Origin of the sequence: Pseudomonas sp. C27(2019), assembly GCF_008807395.1 — a bacterium.
Taxonomy (GTDB): domain Bacteria; phylum Pseudomonadota; class Gammaproteobacteria; order Pseudomonadales; family Pseudomonadaceae; genus Denitrificimonas.
In genome coordinates, this window is the sequence record NZ_CP043320.1 from 2578987 (window position 1) to 2597949 (window position 18963).

Here is an 18963-nt window from a genome sequence, read left to right on the forward strand (position 1 = left end):
TTCCCCTCTTAACCGTGAGCCTTCGCCGCTGCACGCACAATGACATTACCACCGGGAGCGCCTGGAACAGCACCTTTAACCAGCAGCAAATTGCGCTCAGCATCGACACGCACGACTTCTAAGGACTGTGTGGTCTGACGCTCAGCGCCCATATGACCAGACATTTTTTTGCCTTTGAAGACGCGACCCGGAGTTTGACATTGACCAATCGAACCCGGAACACGGTGAGATACAGAGTTACCGTGAGTCGCATCTTGACCTGCGAAGTTCCAGCGCTTAATGGTACCGGCAAAGCCTTTACCCTTAGTCTGACCCGTCACATCGACAAGCTGACCAGCAGTAAACAAGTCAACAGTAACTTGGTCGCCTGGCTGGTACTCGCCGTCTTCAAGACGAAACTCGAGAACTGTACGACCAGCAGCAACGCCAGCCTTAGCAAAATGACCTGCCTGCGCTTTAGTCACGCGGGAAGCACGACGCTCACCCACAGTCACTTGCACAGCGCGATAGCCATCGCTTTCTTCATTTTTAAACTGAGTGACTCGATTCGGCTCGACTTCAATAACAGTCACCGGAATAGAGACACCATCTTCGGTGAAAATACGGGTCATCCCGCATTTACGACCGACTACACCTATAGTCATGTCTAAAACCTCATGAGTGTACGGGGCTTTCACCCGCTATGGCCGCCCATTTCAGAGCGTTACACGACTAAAACCACCTGGTTTTAGCCGAGGCTGATCTGCACTTCCACACCTGCCGCAAGATCAAGCTTCATTAACGCATCAACTGTTTTATCAGTTGGCTGGACAATGTCCAAAACGCGCTTATGAGTGCGAATCTCGTACTGATCGCGCGCGTCTTTGTTGACGTGCGGAGAAACCAGAACGGTAAAACGCTCTTTACGGGTCGGCAGTGGAATAGGACCACGCACCTGAGCACCAGTACGTTTCGCGGTTTCCACGATTTCCTGGGTTGATTGATCGATCAGGCGATGGTCAAAAGCCTTCAACCGGATACGGATTTGTTGATTTTGCATTCTGACCTCAGACTCTTAGTTACCTTCCCCATCAGACGAACCTCGCCCGATAAAAGGAGGCGCAATTCTAATGGCGTCTAGTGAACATGTCAACTACAAAGAAAAACCCCCGCAAGCGAGGGTTCTTCTATGGTCATCACTTAAGCGATGATTTTTGCTACAACACCAGCACCAACGGTACGACCACCTTCGCGAATCGCGAAACGCAGACCGTCTTCCATTGCGATAGGCGCAATCAGAGTAACGTCTAACTTAACGTTATCACCTGGCATTACCATCTCGATACCTTCTGGCAACTCACAGCTTCCTGTGACGTCAGTGGTACGGAAGTAGAACTGTGGACGGTAGCCTTTGAAGAAAGGAGTGTGACGTCCGCCTTCTTCTTTTGACAACACGTACACTTCTGCTTCAAACGTTGTGTGCGGCTTGATTGAACCAGGCTTGGCCAATACTTGACCACGCTCGATATCTTCACGCTTAGTACCACGCAACAGAACACCAACGTTCTCACCTGCGCGACCTTCGTCAAGCAGCTTACGGAACATTTCAACACCCGTACAGGTGGTCTTTACAGTGTCACGGATACCAACGATTTCAACTTCTTCACCAACTTTAACGATACCACGCTCAACACGACCTGTTACTACAGTACCGCGACCTGAGATGGAGAACACGTCTTCAATTGGCAGCAAGAATGGTAGATCAACAGCACGTACTGGCTCTGGGATGTAAGAGTCTAAAGTCTCTACCAGAGTTTTTACTGCAGTTGTTCCTAAACCATTGTCGTCACGACCTTCCAATGCCATCAACGCTGAACCCGTAATGATCGGAGTGTCATCACCTGGGAAATCGTACATGCTGAGAAGCTCACGCACTTCCATTTCAACCAGCTCTAACAACTCTTCGTCATCAACCATGTCTGCTTTGTTCAGGAACACAACGATGTACGGAACACCAACCTGACGCGACAGAAGGATGTGCTCACGCGTTTGCGGCATAGGGCCGTCAGCTGCTGAACAAACAAGAATAGCGCCGTCCATCTGGGCAGCACCAGTGATCATGTTTTTAACGTAGTCAGCGTGACCCGGGCAGTCAACGTGCGCGTAGTGACGGTTCGGTGAATCGTACTCTACGTGTGACGTGTTAATAGTGATACCACGTGCTTTTTCTTCAGGTGCGTTATCGATCTGGTCGTAACCTTTCGAAGTACCTGTACCGCCGAATACTTCAGCGCAAACACGAGTCAGTGCAGCTGTCAGTGTGGTTTTACCATGGTCAACGTGACCAATGGTACCAACGTTCAGGTGCGGTTTATTACGTTCAAATTTTTCCTTAGCCACGATATGTTACCTCTTACTAATTGGGCTCAATTAAGCTTGTTTGTTAATAATGGCATCGGCAACGTTAGCCGGCGCTTCTGAGTACTTGGAAAACTCCATCGAATAACTCGCGCGACCTTGAGACATTGAACGGACATCGGTTGCATAACCAAACATCTCACCCAACGGCACTTCTGCACGAATTATTTTTCCAGCCATGCTGTCTTCCATACCTTGAATCAAGCCACGACGACGGTTCAGGTCACCCATCACATCACCCATATAGTCCTCAGGTGTCACCACCTCGACTTTCATGACAGGCTCAAGCAGAACTGCGCCGCCTTTCTGTGTGAGCTGTTTAGTTGCCATCGAAGCAGCGATCTTAAACGCCATTTCGTTTGAGTCAACATCATGGTAAGAACCATCAAACACTGTAGCTTTCAGTCCGATAAGCGGATAACCGGCAACAATACCGTTTTTCATCTGCTCTTCGATACCTTTTTGAATTGCTGGAATGTATTCCTTAGGAACCACACCACCAACAACCTCATTGGTAAATATCAAACCTTCCACGCCTTCATCTGCAGGCGCAAAGCGAATCCAGCAGTGACCGAACTGGCCACGTCCACCCGACTGGCGAACAAACTTGCCTTCAATTTCGCAAGAGTTACGAATCGTTTCACGGTACGCCACTTGCGGCTTACCAATGTTCGCTTCTACGTTAAACTCACGCTTCATACGATCAACTAGGATATCGAGGTGCAACTCACCCATACCTGAGATGATGGTCTGACCTGTTTCTTCGTCAGTCTTCACGCGGAACGATGGATCTTCTTGAGCCAAACGACCTAAAGCAATACCCATTTTCTCTTGGTCAGCTTTTGTTTTTGGCTCTACCGCTACAGAAATAACGGGCTCTGGGAAATCCATACGCTCAAGAATGATTGGCTTATCGATAGCGCACAAGGTATCCCCTGTGGTCACATCTTTCATACCGATCAATGCAGCGATATCGCCGGCACGTACTTCTTTAATTTCTTGGCGATCGTTAGCGTGCATTTGCACCATACGACCAACGCGCTCGCGCTTGCCTTTCACTGAGTTCAGTACTGAGTCGCCTGAGGAGAGGACGCCCGAATAAACACGAATAAAGGTCAATGTACCTACGAATGGGTCAGTTGCAATCTTGAATGACAGCGCCGCAAATGGGCCATTGTCATCAGCTGGACGCTCATCAACCTTCTCTTCGTCATCCGGATGCACACCTTTAATGGCTTGAATCTCAGTCGGCGCAGGCAGGTAATCGATGACAGCATCAAGCACCAATGGCACACCTTTATTTTTAAAAGATGAACCACATACTGCTGGCACGATTTCGCCAGCAATGGTGCGCGCACGTAAACCTGCTTTAATTTCCTCGTTGGTTAGCTCACCGCCCTCGAGGTACTTATCCATCAACTCTTCAGAAGACTCAGCTGCAGCTTCAACCATCAGAGCGCGATATTCTTCGGCTTCTTCCAGCATATCAGCAGGAATATCTTCTTCGCGATAGACCAAGCCCATGTCAGCGTCGTCCCAATAACGCGCTTTCATAGCAAGCAGATCAACTTGACCGATGAAGTTTTCTTCCATACCGATCTGCAATTGCAGAGCAACTGGCGTGTGACCTAAACGCTGTTTGATTTGATTCAAAACACGCTTAAAGTCCGCACCTTGGCGATCCAGCTTGTTCACGTAAACAATACGCGGAACGTTATATTTGTTCGCTTGACGCCATACAGTCTCAGACTGCGGTTCAACACCAGAAGAGCCACAGAAAACAACGATGGCACCATCGAGAACACGCAGCGAACGCTCAACTTCAATAGTAAAGTCAACGTGACCAGGTGTATCAATAACGTTTACACGGTATTTATCATACTGCTTAGTAGAGCCTTCCCAGAAAGCTGTTACCGCAGCAGAGGTAATAGTAATTCCGCGCTCTTGTTCTTGTGCCATCCAGTCAGTGGTACTTGCACCATCATGGGTCTCACCCATTTTATGGTTTACACCTGTATAAAACAGGATGCGCTCTGTTGTCGTGGTTTTACCCGCGTCAACGTGCGCACAGATACCAATGTTTCGATAGCGATTAATAGGGGTAGTACGAGCCACAGTTAGTTCCTCGCTAAATTAAAAACGGTAATGCGAGAAAGCTTTGTTAGCTTCTGCCATACGGTGAACATCTTCACGCTTCTTAACGGCTGAGCCTTTACCTTCAGCAGCATCCATCAACTCACCTGCCAAACGCAGAGCCATTGACTTCTCACCGCGCTTGCGCGCAGCGTCAACTAACCAGCGCATTGCCAGTGCATTGCGACGTGAAGGACGAACCTCAACAGGAACCTGGTAGGTAGCACCACCTACACGACGGGATTTAACTTCGACCAGCGGAGCGATGGCGTCGAGTGCTTTCTCGAAAGTTTCCAGTGGTTCCACGTTCTTACGGGTTTTAACTGTTTCCAGCGCACCGTAAACAATACGCTCGGCAACGGCTTTTTTACCGCTTTCCATAACGTGGTTCATAAATTTTGCAAGAATCTGACTTCCATAAATTGGATCGTCAAGAATCTCACGTTTTGCGACTACGCGACGTCTTGGCATTGATAAGCCCTCAAACGGTCTTCAGGTTAGCCCGGGACACCATTAAATAGGCCCGACCTTACTCTTATCGACTCGATAAAATAGAAAAATTACTTAGGACGCTTAGCACCGTACTTAGAACGGCCCTGCTTACGGTCTTTAACACCAGAGGTATCTAAAGCGCCACGCACTGTGTGGTAACGAACACCTGGTAAGTCTTTTACTCGACCACCACGGATCAGCACAACACTGTGCTCTTGCAAGTTATGACCTTCACCGCCGATATAAGAAGCGACTTCAAAGCCATTGGTTAGGCGAACACGACATACTTTACGTAAGGCTGAGTTCGGTTTTTTTGGCGTAGTAGTATATACACGCGTACATACTCCACGACGTTGCGGGCAGTTTTGTAACGCAGGCACGTCGCTTTTCTCGACCATGCGCTTGCGCGACTTACGCACCAGCTGGTTAATAGTTGCCATCTACAAGCTCCACTGTTGTCTTTCGACATAAACTAAGTGGCGGAATCGTAATAATCCCACCAATTTTAGGGGTACAAGAGTCTAATGAGAGTCTTGCACCCCGTCAAGGCTAATTATTAATGCAAGCGCATTAAAGGTCAGCGTTTACTTTTTCAAATTGAGCGCTTCACTCAGTGCTGCCTCTACATCACTGGCACTTACACCTTGTGGCGACTCAATTGCACGCTTGCGTTTACGCTCAGCGTGATAAGCCAATCCCGTACCTGCTGGAATCAAACGACCAACAACTACGTTTTCTTTCAATCCACGTAAGAAGTCGCGTTTACCTGTTACCGCAGCTTCGGTAAGAACCCGTGTGGTCTCTTGGAACGAAGCAGCAGAAATAAACGATTCGGTGGACAATGACGCTTTGGTAATACCCAGCAAAACGCGCTCAAACTTAGCAGGGAAACGATCTTTGCTTACCAGCGCTTCGTTCTCTTCTAAGACCTGATTGAATTCAGCTTGATCACCCTTAATCAGCGTTGAATCGCCTGACTCGGTAATTTCAACTTTACGCAACATCTGACGCAAAATCGTTTCGATGTGCTTATCGTTGATTTTCACACCCTGCAAACGGTACACATCTTGAATCTCAGTGACGATGTAGCGTGCTAAAGCGCTTACTCCTAACAGACGCAGAATGTCATGCGGGTTACTTGGACCGTCGGAAATTACTTCCCCACGGTTGACTTGCTCACCCTCAAACACGTTGAGGTGACGCCACTTGTGGATCAACTCTTCGTATGGCTCGCTACCATCTGTTGGTGTAATCACCAGACGACGTTTACCCTTAGTCTCTCTACCGAAAGAAATCGTTCCGCTTACTTCTGCAAGAATCGATGCTTCTTTCGGGCGGCGCGCTTCAAACAAGTCAGCGACGCGTGGCAAACCACCAGTAATATCACGGGTCTTTGAAGTTTCCTGAGGAATACGCGCAACAACATCACCGATATTGATACGTACACCATCATTCAAGTTAACCAATGCATGCGGTGGTAAGAAGTACTGCGCAATAACATCGGTGCCCGGTAAGAATAAATCATCACCGTTATCGTCAACCAACTTAATCGCTGGGCGCGTATCTTTACCAGCTGCTGGACGCTCCTGTGGATCCATAACTTCAATGTTACTCAGGCCTGTCAGTTCATCTGTTTGGCGCTTGATAGTAATACCAGACTCCATGCCCACGAACTGCACAATACCTGTTGTTTCAGTAACGATTGGGTGAGTGTGCGGATCCCATTTAGCAACCACTGCACCAGGCGCAACTACATCATTTTCCTGCACGGAAATAACAGCACCGTATGGGAGCTTATAACGCTCACGCTCACGACCAAACTCGTCAGCAATCGCCAGCTCACCTGAACGTGAAACTGCCACCAGACTGCCGTCAGCGCGGGTGACATGCTTGAGGTTAATCAAACGAACTGAACCACCGTTTTTAACCTGAACACTGTCTGTTGCTGAAGTACGGCTTGCCGCACCACCAATATGGAAGGTACGCATCGTTAGCTGTGTACCCGGCTCACCAATCGACTGAGCAGCAATAACGCCGACTGCCTCACCTTGGTTGACCTCGTGACCACGCGCCAAATCACGACCATAGCACTTAGCACAGATCCCGTGGCGTGTTTCACAGGTGATCGGAGAGCGTACTACGACTTCATCAATGCTGTTATTTTCGATGAATTCAACCCAGCTCTCATCGATCAAAGTATCCATTGGAATAAGCACGTCGTCGCTGCCTGGCTTGAGTACATCCTGGGCAATAACACGACCCAGAACGCGATCGCCGAGCGGATCGACTACGTCGCCACCTTCGATATGCGGCGTCATAACCAGACCGTCTTCAGTGCCACAGTCAACCTGGGTTACTACCAGATCCTGAGCAACGTCAACCAAACGACGGGTTAAGTAACCGGAGTTAGCTGTTTTCAATGCCGTATCAGCAAGACCTTTACGCGCACCGTGCGTAGAAATAAAGTACTGCAGTACGTTTAGGCCTTCACGGAAGTTTGCGGTAATTGGCGTTTCGATAATCGAGCCATCAGGCTTGGCCATCAAGCCACGCATACCAGCCAACTGACGAATCTGTGCAGCAGAGCCCCGCGCACCCGAATCAGCCATCATATACATTGAGTTGAATGATTCTTGACTTTCTGTTTCACCATCACGATTAACCACTGGCTCAGTCGAAAGATTAGCCATCATCGCTTTGGATACTTCATCGTTGGCTTTGGACCATAAGTCGATCACTTTGTTGTACTTTTCACCCTGAGTTACCAAGCCTGAAGCGTACTGTTTTTCAATTTCTTTAACTTCTTCAATTGCACGATCAATGATGGTGACTTTTTCATCAGGGATAACAAAGTCATTTACACCAATCGACACACCAGAAATAGTTGAGAACGCAAAACCGCTGTACATCAACTGGTCAGCAAAAATCACCGTCTCTTTGAGGCCAACCATGCGGTAGCATTGGTTGATCAAGTTAGAGATGGCTTTTTTCTTCATCGGTTGGTTAACCAATGAGAACGGCAAACCTTCTGGAACAATCTGGAATAACAGCGCGCGGCCAACAGTGGTATCAACGATGCTGGTGGTGTGCGTTACAGTGCCATCTCTGCTGTTTACTGCTTCGGTGATTCGTACTTTAACTTTAGCGTGCAGCGAGGCATCGCCAGAACGATAGACACGATCAACTTCTTGCAAATCAGCAAATATACGGCCTTCACCCTTAGCGTTAATCGCTTCACGGGTCATGTAGTACAAACCAAGAACAACGTCCTGCGAAGGAACAATGATCGGCTCACCGTTTGCTGGTGACAGAATGTTGTTAGTTGACATCATTAAAACACGCGACTCGAGCTGTGCTTCTAGCGTCAAGGGTACGTGTACAGCCATTTGGTCACCGTCAAAGTCAGCGTTATAAGCCGCACAAACTAACGGGTGTAACTGAATAGCCTTACCTTCAATTAAAACTGGCTCAAACGCTTGAATACCTAAACGGTGCAATGTTGGCGCACGGTTAAGCAGCACAGGGTGCTCACGAATAACATCCGCTAGCACGTCCCACACTTCGGGTAATTCACGCTCAACCATTTTCTTGGCTGCTTTAATGGTTGTGGCTAAACCACGCTGCTCAAGCTTACCGAAAATAAATGGCTTAAATAACTCAAGCGCCATTTTTTTCGGCAGACCGCACTGGTGCAAACGTAAAGCAGGACCAACTACGATCACTGAACGGCCTGAGTAGTCAACACGCTTACCGAGCAAGTTCTGACGGAAACGACCTTGCTTACCCTTGATCATATCAGCCAAAGATTTCAATGGACGTTTGTTGCTGCCTGTAATGGCACGGCCACGACGACCGTTATCTAACAGTGCATCCACCGACTCTTGCAGCATGCGCTTTTCGTTACGCACGATGATATCTGGTGCGGACAGATCAAGCAGACGCTTTAGACGGTTGTTACGGTTGATCACGCGACGGTATAAGTCGTTCAGATCAGATGTCGCAAAACGACCACCATCAAGCGGCACTAACGGGCGTAGATCCGGTGGTAACACCGGCAGAACGGTCAGAACCATCCACTCTGGCTTATTACCCGAGCCATGGAAGGATTCCATCAGCTTTAAACGCTTAGAAAGTTTTTTAATTTTAGTTTCTGAGTTGGTCTGCGGAATTTCTTCACGCAAAGCATTGATCTCATATTCAAGATCAATTTCCATCAACAGCTCGCGCACAGCTTCAGCACCCATACGCGCATCAAAGTCATCGCCAAACTCTTCTAAGGCATCAAAGTACTGCTCATCGTTGAGCAATTGGCCTTTTTCAAGCGTGGTCATGCCTGGACTGATAACAACATAGCTTTCAAAATACAACACGCGCTCAATATCGCGCAGGGTCATATCCAGCAGCAAACCAATACGGCTTGGCAGTGACTTTAAGAACCAAATATGAGCACAGGGTGAGGCAAGGTCAATGTGCGCCATGCGCTCACGACGGACTTTGGACAGCGCAACTTCAACGCCACACTTCTCGCAAATAACACCACGGTGCTTTAAACGCTTGTACTTACCGCACAAGCACTCATAGTCCTTGACTGGACCAAAAATTTTGGCACAAAACAGACCGTCACGCTCAGGCTTAAATGTGCGATAGTTGATGGTCTCTGGTTTTTTTACTTCACCAAAGGACCAAGAGCGAATCATTTCTGGAGAGGCGAGCGTAATCTTAATCGCATCGAACTCTTCAACTTGACTCTGGTTTTTTAACAAATTCAATAAATCTTTCAAGGCCTTTCCTCCTGACGGAGCGGGGAGCGGGTATTTCTACGCCGCTCCTAATACGCACGCGTGTTAAACGGTTTCCAGTTCGATATCGATACCGAGCGAACGAATCTCTTTGATCAACACGTTGAAGGACTCTGGCATGCCAGGCTCCATACGATGATCTCCGTCTACAATGTTCTTATACATTTTAGTCCGGCCGTTCACGTCATCCGATTTCACGGTCAACATTTCTTGCAGAGTATATGCAGCACCGTATGCCTCCAGTGCCCACACCTCCATCTCACCAAAGCGCTGTCCACCGAACTGTGCTTTACCGCCTAGAGGCTGTTGCGTAACCAGACTATAAGAGCCGGTCGAACGGGCGTGCATTTTGTCGTCAACCAAGTGGTTCAACTTCAGAATGTACATGTAACCAACAGTGACAGGACGATCAAACGCATTGCCGGTACGGCCATCGTACAGAGTCATCTGGCCACTTTCTGGTAGATCAGCAAGCTTGAGCATTGCTTTAATTTCTTTCTCTTCAGCACCATCAAACACTGGTGTTGCCATTGGCACACCGCCACGCAAGTTATCTGAAAGCTCAAGAATCTCATCATCAGTCAAGCTATCGAGATCAACGCGGTCTTCATCAGCACCACCGATTTCGTTGTAGATCTGATGTAAGAATGCACGCAACTCATTCACCTTACGTTGCTCATCCAGCATGCGGTTGATCTTTTCACCCAAACCTTTGGCCGCTAAACCTAAGTGAGTTTCAAGGATCTGTCCGACGTTCATACGCGATGGAACACCCAGTGGGTTGAGTACGATATCAACAGGTACGCCATCAGCATCATGCGGCATGTCTTCGACAGGCATAATCACCGACACCACACCCTTGTTACCGTGACGACCGGCCATCTTATCGCCTGGCTGAATGCGACGCTTAATTGCTAAATAAACTTTAACGATTTTCTGTACGCCAGGTGCTAAATCATCACCTTGCTGCAGTTTGCGTTTTTTATCTTCGAATTTTTCGTCCAGCAACTTACGGCGATCTGACAAATACGCTTGCGCTTTTTCAAGCTGCTCATTGAGCGCGTCTTCTGCCATACGCAGTTTGAACCACTGACCGTGTTCGATACCATCAAGAATCTCATTGGTCAGCTCAGTGCCTTTCTTGACGCCAGCACCACCTTCTGCCTTGTTGCCAACCAAGTGAGCACGCAGACGTTCAAAGGTAGCACCTTCAACGATACGGAACTCTTCGTTAAGGTCTTTACGGATTTCATCAAGCTGCGATTTCTCAATCGATAACGCGCGTGCATCACGCTCAACACCGTCACGGGTAAAGACCTGAACATCAATGATCGTGCCTTTAGTGCCTGTCGGAACACGCAGTGAAGTATCTTTTACGTCAGATGCCTTCTCACCAAAAATAGCTCGCAACAGTTTCTCTTCAGGGGTCAGCTGCGTTTCGCCTTTTGGCGTCACTTTACCAACCAGAATATCACCTGCTTCAACTTCAGCACCGACATAGACAATACCGGCCTCATCAAGTTTGTTCAGCGCTGCTTCGCCAACGTTAGGAATATCAGAGGTTATTTCCTCTGGGCCCAGTTTGGTGTCACGCGATACGCAGGTCAGCTCTTGAATATGGATCGTGGTATAGCGATCTTCTTCAGCAACACGCTCAGACAACAAGATTGAGTCTTCGAAGTTGTATCCATTCCATGGCATAAATGCCACACGCATATTTTGACCGAGTGCAAGTTCACCCATATCTGTGGACGGGCCATCAGCCATAATGTCGCCACGTGATACAGAGTCACCTTTGCGCACTAATGGACGCTGGTTGATACAAGTATTCTGGTTAGAACGCGTGTATTTGGTCAGGTTGTAGATATCGACACCGGCTTCACCAGTTTCAACTTCATCATCATTGACGCGCACAACAATACGGCTGGCATCAACGGATTCAATCACACCACCACGGCGCGCAACTTCACATACACCAGAGTCACGGGCAACGTTACGCTCCATGCCAGTACCCACCAGCGGCTTATCTGTACGCAAGGTTGGTACAGCCTGGCGCTGCATGTTAGAACCCATCAAGGCACGGTTAGCATCATCGTGCTCAAGAAACGGAATCAATGACGCAGCTACCGATACAACTTGCTTAGGCGAAACATCCATTAAAGTCACTTCTTCAGGTGCTTTAACGGTGGTCTCGTTCATGTGACGAACAGTAACCAACTCGTCCATCAGGACGTTATCTTCGCTCATCTGCGCAGAAGCCTGAGCGACAACATGGTCAGACTCTTCAATGGCTGACAAGAAAACGATCTCGTCCGTTACTTTGCCTTCTTTAACAATGCGGTATGGTGTCTCAAGGAAACCATAGCTGTTGGTTCGGGCATAAGTGGCCAGCGAGTTGATTAATCCAATGTTCGGACCTTCTGGCGTTTCAACTGGGCAGACACGACCGTAATGCGTTGGGTGTACGTCACGCACTTCAAAGCCGGCACGCTCTCGGGTCAAACCACCTGGGCCAAGCGCAGAGACACGACGCTTATGAGTGATTTCTGATAGCGGGTTGTTTTGATCCATAAACTGCGACAGTTGACTGGAGCCAAAAAACTCCTTAACCGCTGCAGCTACTGGTTTAGCGTTAATCAAGTCTTGCGGCATCAAGCCTTCGCTTTCTGCCATTGACAGGCGCTCTTTAACAGCACGTTCAACACGCACTAAACCAACACGGAATTGGTTTTCAGCCATTTCACCAACGCAACGTACACGGCGGTTACCAAGGTGGTCGATATCATCAACAATACCGTGACCATTACGAATGGCAACGATAGTTTTTAGTACATCAACAATATCTTCTTTGCTCAATACACCTTCGCCCAGAATTTCTGTGCGACCAATACGGCGGTTGAACTTCATGCGTCCTACCGCTGATAAGTCATAGCGTTCGGATGCAAAGAACAGATTTTTGAATAAGTTCTCTGCTGCATCTTTGGTTGGCGGCTCACCAGGACGCATCATGCGATAAATTTCTACTAGCGCTTCAAGTTGATTAGTAGTGCCATCAATTTTCAGGGTGTCTGAGATAAATGGACCGCAGTCAATATCGTTTGTATACAGCGCTTCAATCTGCACAACCTGAGCATCTACAACTGTCTGCAGCATTTCCGCTGTCAACTCAGTGTTGCACTCAACCAAAATCTCGCCCGTCGCTGGGTGTACGATTGGCTTAGCAGTGGTCACACCAATAATATATTCAGTAGGCACGACCAATTTGTTGATGCCCGCTTTTTCTAATTGGTTGATATGGCGCGAGGTAATACGACGGCCTTCTTCAACGATAACTTTACCGCTATCATCCTGAATATCGAAACTGGCAATCTCTCCGCGCAAACGCTGCGGTACCAATTCTAAGCTCACTTCATCCGCTGAAACGTGGAATACGTTCGTCGCATAGAAGGTCGCAAGAATTTCTTCAGTTGTATAACCCAGTGCGCGCAACAATACAGACGCCGGCAGTTTACGGCGACGGTCAATACGTACAAACACGCAGTCTTTCGGATCGAATTCAAAATCGAGCCAAGAACCACGATAAGGAATAACTCGTGCTGAATACAATAGCTTACCCGAGCTATGCGTTTTGCCGCGGTCATGGTCAAAGAACACACCTGGCGAACGGTGTAGCTGAGAAACGATTACACGCTCGGTACCATTAATGACAAAGGTACCGTTTTCAGTCATCAACGGGATTTCGCCCATATAGACTTCTTGCTCTTTAATATCTTTGATCGCTTTGCTTGATGATTCACGATCAAAAATAATTAGGCGCACTTTTACGCGCAATGGAACTGCATAAGTTACACCGCGTAAAGAACACTCTTTTACATCAAATGCGGGCTCGCCGAGGCGATACCCTACGTACTCAAGCGCTGCGTTGCCTGAGTAACTAATAATCGGAAATACCGATTTAAAGGCTGCGTGCAGGCCAATATCACGGAACTGCTCCTTGCTCACGCCAGTCTGCAGAAATTCACGGTAAGAATCTAATTGGATTGCCAGTAGATAAGGCACATCCATCACATCCTGCAGCTTGCTAAAGTCCTTGCGGATACGTTTTTTCTCAGTATATGAGTAAGCCATCAGCGTTCCCCAGCTTGGTAACCTGCCTGTTGGATACTTCCGGCGGAAATACCCAGTAAATCGTGCAAACATTTATTTTTCAGTTTGCTCTTGAGTTCTGCTTGAGCATCCACTCATTAGAGCTAGAACAGAAAAAGGCCGGTGACATTAGCCACCAGCCATCAGCCCTTTGCACAGGCTGTTATGCAACATCAAGCTTATTTAAGCTCGACTTTAGCGCCTGCTTCTTCCAGCATTTTCTTGGCTGCTTCAGCATCATCTTTTGATACGTCTTCTTTAACAACACCTGGCGCACCATCAACAACTGCTTTAGCTTCTTTCAGACCTAGGCCTGTCAGCTCGCGAACTGCTTTAATGACGTTAACTTTCTTCTCGCCAGCTTCTAACAGCATAACGGTGAACTCAGTTTGCTCTTCAGCAGCTGCAGCAGCAGGACCAGCCGCAGCAACAGTAGCAGCAGCAGCAGTCACGCCAAATTTTTCTTCCATTGCAGTGATCAGCTCAACAATTTGCATTACTGACATTTCTGAAACGGCGTTAAGGATATCTTCGTTAGTAAGAGCCATGACTCTATGCTTCCTATATTGGTGATGACCTTTATCAAGCCACCAAAATCATAATTTTGTGTAAAGAGCGAAAGCTTAAGCTGCTTCTGCTTCTTTCTGGTCGCGAACTGCTGCCAAAGTACGAGCCAGCTTGCTGGTCGCGCCCTGAATAACACTCATCAACTGAGAAACCGCCTCGTCGAATGTTGGCAAAGTTGCCAATACGTCGATTTGGTTGGCTGCAATCAAGTTACCTTCAAAAGCGGCTGCTTTGATCTCAAACTTATCCTGACCTTTAGCGAATTCTTTGAAAATACGAGCAGCTGCGCCCGGATGATCATTAGAAAAAGCAATTAAGGTCGGGCCAGTGAACACATCGTTGAGGACTTCATACTGAGTTCCTGCAACAGCGCGTCGTAGCAATGTATTACGTACTACTCGTACATATACACCTGCTTCACGAGCCTCTTTACGGAGTCCGGTCATAGCGCTTACTTTTACGCCGCGGGCATCAACCACAACAGCGGAAAGGGCAGCTTGGGCAGCCTCGTTGACTTCAGCGACGATAGCTTTCTTGTCTTCGAGTCTAATTGCCACGGGTTTTACTCCTGCTTGTTTCATTTCACTCAGCAAGCTGAGTCTCAATTTGGTGTCTGATTCAAATGAATCGGGAGCACCATCTACGTAGGCTTATATGTGTTTGACATATTTATTAAGACTAAGCACCTACGGTCTTTGACGGCCCCGCTAAGCAGGGACCCCAAAAATTACCTGCGCGACTGTTACTTAACAGCATCTAGGCTTGACTGATCAATGATCAGACCAGGGCCCATGGTGCTGCTTAATGTTACACGCTTAACATAAATGCCTTTTGATGAAGAAGGCTTCAAGCGACGCAACTCAGCCAATAACGCCTCAGCGTTTTGCTTAAGTTTTGCTGGCTCAAAATCAATTTGACCAATAGCAGCATGGATGATGCCGTTTTTGTCAGTACGGAAGCGAGCTTGACCTGCTTTAGCATTGTTAACTGCTGTTGCAACATCTGGCGTCACAGTACCAACTTTTGGGTTTGGCATTAGACCGCGCGGGCCTAACACTTGACCTAATTGACCAACAACGCGCATAGCATCCGGAGAAGCAATAACCACATCGTAGTTCAAATCACCGGCTTTCATTTCAGCAGCCAGATCATCCATACCAACTTTGTCGGCACCCGCTGCCAAAGCTGCTTCTGCGGCCGGGCCTTGTGCAAATACAGCAACGCGTACAGTTTTACCGGTACCGTTCGGCATCACAGTTGCACCACGAACAACTTGGTCAGACTTACGCGGATCAACACCGAGGTTAATCGCAATATCAACTGACTCTTTAAACTTGATTGTAGACAGCTCGCTTAACAAGCTTGCTGCTTCTTCAAATGAATACTGCTTGCCAGCTTGCACTTTAGCTGCAATAGCTTGTTGACGTTTTGAAAGCTTAGCCATTACACGCCCTCCACGTTCAAGCCCATGCTGCGCGCGGAGCCAGCAATGGTACGAACAGCAGCATCAAGTCCAGCCGCTGTTAAATCAGCATCTTTAACTTGTGCGATTTCTTCTAACTGCGCACGTGTCACAGTACCCACTTTCTGAGTATTAGGACGCGCTGACCCAGCAGACACACCAGCAGCTTTTTTCAATAAGACGGCAGCTGGCGTGCTTTTTGTTTCAAACGTGAAGCTACGATCGCTGTAAACAGTAATGATTACTGGTGTCGGCAGACCTGGCTCTACGCCTTGGGTTTTTGCGTTAAACGCCTTACAAAACTCCATAATATTTACACCGTGCTGACCCAATGCTGGACCAACTGGCGGCGACGGATTCGCCTGACCTGCTTTTACTTGCAGCTTAATATAAGCCTGAATCTTTTTAGCCATGATTTGCTCCGATGGGTATAACGCCTTACGGCTCCCCAGTGATTTATTTCACAATCCTTTGACAAAAAAACCCCGCAACTAAAAGTTGCAGGGCGACATCCGTAATATTATCAGATTTTCTCTACCTGACTGAATTCTAATTCGACAGGTGTTGAACGTCCAAAAATGAGAACCGCAACTTGAATTCGACTCTTCTCATAATTTACTTCTTCAACAACACCGTTAAAGTCAGCAAATGGACCATCGTTAACACGCACGGTCTCACCTGGCTCAAACAATGTTCTTGGACGTGGCTTATCACCACTATCTTCTACACGACGCAAGATAGCATCAGCTTCTTTCTCAGTGATTGGCGCAGGTTTATCTGCCGTACCACCAATAAAGCCTAGAACACGCGGCGTGTCTTTAATTAAGTGCCATGCAGCCTCGGTCATATCAACCTGAACCAATACATAGCCTGGGAAAAATTTGCGCTCGCTTTTTCTTTTCTGGCCATTTCTCATTTCAACAACTTCTTCAGTTGGAACGAGAATATCACCAAACACATCTTCCATTTCAGCGAACTTAATGCGCTCAAGCAAATGGCGCATTACTTGTTTTTCATAGCCTGAATAGGCGTGAACGACATACCAACGCTTAGCCACAGAGCACCCTTAACCTACAATCAATGAGACAAGCCAGCCAAGGAGGGTATCGAGCCCCCAAAGCAAGAGCGCCATTATTAAAACAACAACAACAACAATCAGCGTTGTCTGCGTGGTTTCTTGCCTGTTCGGCCAAACAACTTTACGTATTTCAGCACGCGACTCTTTAGCTAAAGTGAGCAAAGCCTGTCCCTTTGCTGTTTTTGTCGCAACAAAAAACGCTACAGCACCGAGAGCAACTAGACCTAAAACGCGATATAGAATTGATTCAGAGGCAAAATATTGATTACCTACAACACCAATTGCAACTAGCGCTATAACAATCAACCATTTTACAGAATCTAAACGATTTGCTTTGGATTCAGTTTTTGCATTCATTACTTAGAATCCTAAATTGGAATGCCAGCTAATTTAAAAGCTGGCAGGCCAGGAGGGAATCGAACCCCCAACCTACGGTTTTGGAGACCGTCGCTCTGCCAATTGAGCTACTGGCCTAGAACATTGCTAGGCCGGCTATTATGCCGACCTAGATCAATAAGTTCAAGCCTTATGCAATAATTTTTGCTACAACACCAGCACCAACGGTACGACCACCTTCGCGAATCGCGAAACGCAGACCGTCTTCCATTGCGATAGGCGCAATCAGAGTAACGTCTAACTTAACGTTATCACCTGGCATTACCATCTCGATACCTTCTGGCAACTCACAGCTTCCTGTGACGTCAGTGGTACGGAAGTAGAACTGTGGACGGTAGCCTTTGAAGAAAGGAGTGTGACGTCCGCCTTCTTCTTTTGACAACACGTACACTTCTGCTTCAAACGTTGTGTGCGGCTTGATTGAACCAGGCTTGGCCAATACTTGACCACGCTCGATATCTTCACGCTTAGTACCACGCAACAGAACACCAACGTTCTCACCTGCGCGACCTTCGTCAAGCAGCTTACGGAACATTTCAACACCCGTACAGGTGGTCTTTACAGTGTCACGGATACCAACGATTTCAACTTCTTCACCAACTTTAACGATACCACGCTCAACACGACCTGTTACTACAGTACCGCGACCTGAGATGGAGAACACGTCTTCAATTGGCAGCAAGAATGGTAGATCAACAGCACGTACTGGCTCTGGGATGTAAGAGTCTAAAGTCTCTACCAGAGTTTTTACTGCAGTTGTTCCTAAACCATTGTCGTCACGACCTTCCAATGCCATCAACGCTGAACCCGTAATGATCGGAGTGTCATCACCTGGGAAATCGTACATGCTGAGAAGCTCACGCACTTCCATTTCAACCAGCTCTAACAACTCTTCGTCATCAACCATGTCTGCTTTGTTCAGGAACACAACGATGTACGGAACACCAACCTGACGCGACAGAAGGATGTGCTCACGCGTTTGCGGCATAGGGCCGTCAGCTGCTGAACAAACAAGAATAGCGCCGTCCATCTGGGCAGCACCAGTGATCATGTTTTTAACGTAGTCAGCGTGACCCGGGCAGTCAACGTGCGCGTAGTGACGGTTCGGTGAATCGTACTCTACGTGTGACGTGTTAATAGTGATACCACGTGCTTTTTCTTCAGGTGCGTTATCGATCTGGTCGTAACCTTTCGAAGTACCTGTACCGCCGAATACTTCAGCGCAAACACGAGTCAGTGCAGCTGTCAGTGTGGTTTTACCATGGTCAACGTGACCAATGGTACCAACGTTCAGGTGCGGTTTATTACGTTCAAATTTTTCCTTAGCCATTGCTACCACCCTCTGATTAAGCGCACTTACTTAGTAAACACATACAAGAAAGGCAGATATGTGAATATCTGCCTTTATTTACACAATGGAGCTCATGAGCGGAGTTGAACCGCTGACCTCACCCTTACCAAGGGTGTGCTCTACCAACTGAGCTACATGAGCG

Annotated in this window: 15 protein-coding genes and 2 tRNA genes; all 17 read right to left on the bottom strand. The window is 47.8% G+C overall.

The features are described 5' to 3' along the window. Positions 1-8: 8 nt before the first annotated feature. A complete protein-coding gene (gene rplC, locus FXF61_RS11850; protein WP_151185468.1) occupies positions 9-644 on the bottom strand; it encodes a 50S ribosomal protein L3 in 636 nt (211 codons plus the stop codon). A gap of 83 nt (positions 645-727) precedes the next feature. Next, on the bottom strand, positions 728-1039 hold the full coding sequence (gene rpsJ / locus FXF61_RS11855) for a 30S ribosomal protein S10 (protein WP_003186070.1): 312 nt from the start codon (positions 1037-1039) through the stop codon (positions 728-730). Positions 1040-1179: 140 nt separating this feature from the next. Further along, entirely contained in the window at positions 1180-2379 is a 1200-nt protein-coding gene (gene tuf / locus FXF61_RS11860; RefSeq protein WP_151185469.1) for an elongation factor Tu, read from the bottom strand. A 30-nt stretch (positions 2380-2409) separates the two neighbouring features. After that, positions 2410-4512 carry an elongation factor G gene (fusA, locus tag FXF61_RS11865; RefSeq protein WP_151185470.1) on the bottom strand — a complete coding sequence of 701 codons (2103 nt, stop codon included), beginning with the start codon at positions 4510-4512 and terminating at the stop codon, positions 2410-2412. An 18-nt stretch (positions 4513-4530) separates the two neighbouring features. Then, positions 4531-5001: a 30S ribosomal protein S7 gene (gene rpsG / locus FXF61_RS11870; RefSeq protein WP_022967610.1), complete on the bottom strand. Its 471-nt coding sequence runs from the start codon at positions 4999-5001 to the stop codon at positions 4531-4533. Between the two features lie 89 nt (positions 5002-5090). Continuing rightward, positions 5091-5462 (bottom strand): 30S ribosomal protein S12, encoded by a 372-nt coding sequence (gene rpsL, locus FXF61_RS11875; protein ID WP_022967611.1) that lies wholly within the window; start codon positions 5460-5462, stop codon positions 5091-5093. Between the two features lie 144 nt (positions 5463-5606). Beyond that, the gene (rpoC, locus tag FXF61_RS11880) at positions 5607-9803 is read right to left on the bottom strand and encodes a DNA-directed RNA polymerase subunit beta' (protein WP_151185471.1); all 4197 of its coding nucleotides are present in this window, start codon (positions 9801-9803) and stop codon (positions 5607-5609) included. 63 nt (positions 9804-9866) lie between these two features. Further along, on the bottom strand, positions 9867-13949 hold the full coding sequence (gene rpoB, locus FXF61_RS11885) for a DNA-directed RNA polymerase subunit beta (RefSeq protein ID WP_151185472.1): 4083 nt from the start codon (positions 13947-13949) through the stop codon (positions 9867-9869). Positions 13950-14146: 197 nt separating this feature from the next. Further along, positions 14147-14515: a 50S ribosomal protein L7/L12 gene (gene rplL / locus FXF61_RS11890; protein WP_151185473.1), complete on the bottom strand. Its 369-nt coding sequence runs from the start codon at positions 14513-14515 to the stop codon at positions 14147-14149. A 75-nt stretch (positions 14516-14590) separates the two neighbouring features. Continuing rightward, complete coding sequence (rplJ, locus tag FXF61_RS11895) at positions 14591-15091, bottom strand: 50S ribosomal protein L10 (protein ID WP_151186094.1); 501 nt, start codon at positions 15089-15091, stop codon at positions 14591-14593. Positions 15092-15276: 185 nt separating this feature from the next. Further along, complete coding sequence (gene rplA, locus FXF61_RS11900; RefSeq protein WP_151185474.1) at positions 15277-15978, bottom strand: 50S ribosomal protein L1; 702 nt, start codon at positions 15976-15978, stop codon at positions 15277-15279. Next, positions 15978-16409 carry a 50S ribosomal protein L11 gene (rplK, locus tag FXF61_RS11905; RefSeq protein ID WP_151185475.1) on the bottom strand — a complete coding sequence of 144 codons (432 nt, stop codon included), beginning with the start codon at positions 16407-16409 and terminating at the stop codon, positions 15978-15980. Before rplK ends, rplA begins: the two co-directional genes overlap by 1 nt. 110 nt (positions 16410-16519) lie before the next feature. Then, entirely contained in the window at positions 16520-17053 is a 534-nt protein-coding gene (gene nusG, locus FXF61_RS11910; protein WP_151185476.1) for a transcription termination/antitermination protein NusG, read from the bottom strand. Between the two features lie 9 nt (positions 17054-17062). Continuing rightward, positions 17063-17431 carry a preprotein translocase subunit SecE gene (secE, locus tag FXF61_RS11915; protein WP_151185477.1) on the bottom strand — a complete coding sequence of 123 codons (369 nt, stop codon included), beginning with the start codon at positions 17429-17431 and terminating at the stop codon, positions 17063-17065. 41 nt (positions 17432-17472) lie between these two features. Further along, positions 17473-17548: transfer RNA gene (locus FXF61_RS11920), tRNA-Trp, on the bottom strand. A gap of 52 nt (positions 17549-17600) precedes the next feature. Continuing rightward, on the bottom strand, positions 17601-18800 hold the full coding sequence (tuf, locus tag FXF61_RS11925) for an elongation factor Tu (protein ID WP_151185469.1): 1200 nt from the start codon (positions 18798-18800) through the stop codon (positions 17601-17603). 86 nt (positions 18801-18886) lie between these two features. Continuing rightward, positions 18887-18962 (bottom strand) — tRNA-Thr (locus FXF61_RS11930). Position 18963: the final 1 nt, after the last annotated feature.

Bases quoted from the DNA above. Each gene is read 5' to 3' on its own strand.
- rplC (WP_151185468.1), bottom strand. From the start codon at position 644: ATGACTATAGGTGTAGTCGGTCGTAAATGCGGGATGACCCGTATTTTC.
- rpsJ (WP_003186070.1), bottom strand. From the start codon at position 1,039: ATGCAAAATCAACAAATCCGTATCCGGTTGAAGGCTTTTGACCATCGC.
- rpsG (WP_022967610.1), bottom strand. From the start codon at position 5,001: ATGCCAAGACGTCGCGTAGTCGCAAAACGTGAGATTCTTGACGATCCA.
- rpsL (WP_022967611.1), bottom strand. From the start codon at position 5,462: ATGGCAACTATTAACCAGCTGGTGCGTAAGTCGCGCAAGCGCATGGTC.
- rpoB (WP_151185472.1), bottom strand. From the start codon at position 13,949: ATGGCTTACTCATATACTGAGAAAAAACGTATCCGCAAGGACTTTAGC.
- rplL (WP_151185473.1), bottom strand. From the start codon at position 14,515: ATGGCTCTTACTAACGAAGATATCCTTAACGCCGTTTCAGAAATGTCA.
- rplA (WP_151185474.1), bottom strand. From the start codon at position 15,978: ATGGCTAAGCTTTCAAAACGTCAACAAGCTATTGCAGCTAAAGTGCAA.
- rplK (WP_151185475.1), bottom strand. From the start codon at position 16,409: ATGGCTAAAAAGATTCAGGCTTATATTAAGCTGCAAGTAAAAGCAGGT.
- secE (WP_151185477.1), bottom strand. From the start codon at position 17,431: ATGAATGCAAAAACTGAATCCAAAGCAAATCGTTTAGATTCTGTAAAA.
- tuf (WP_151185469.1), bottom strand. From the start codon at position 18,800: ATGGCTAAGGAAAAATTTGAACGTAATAAACCGCACCTGAACGTTGGT.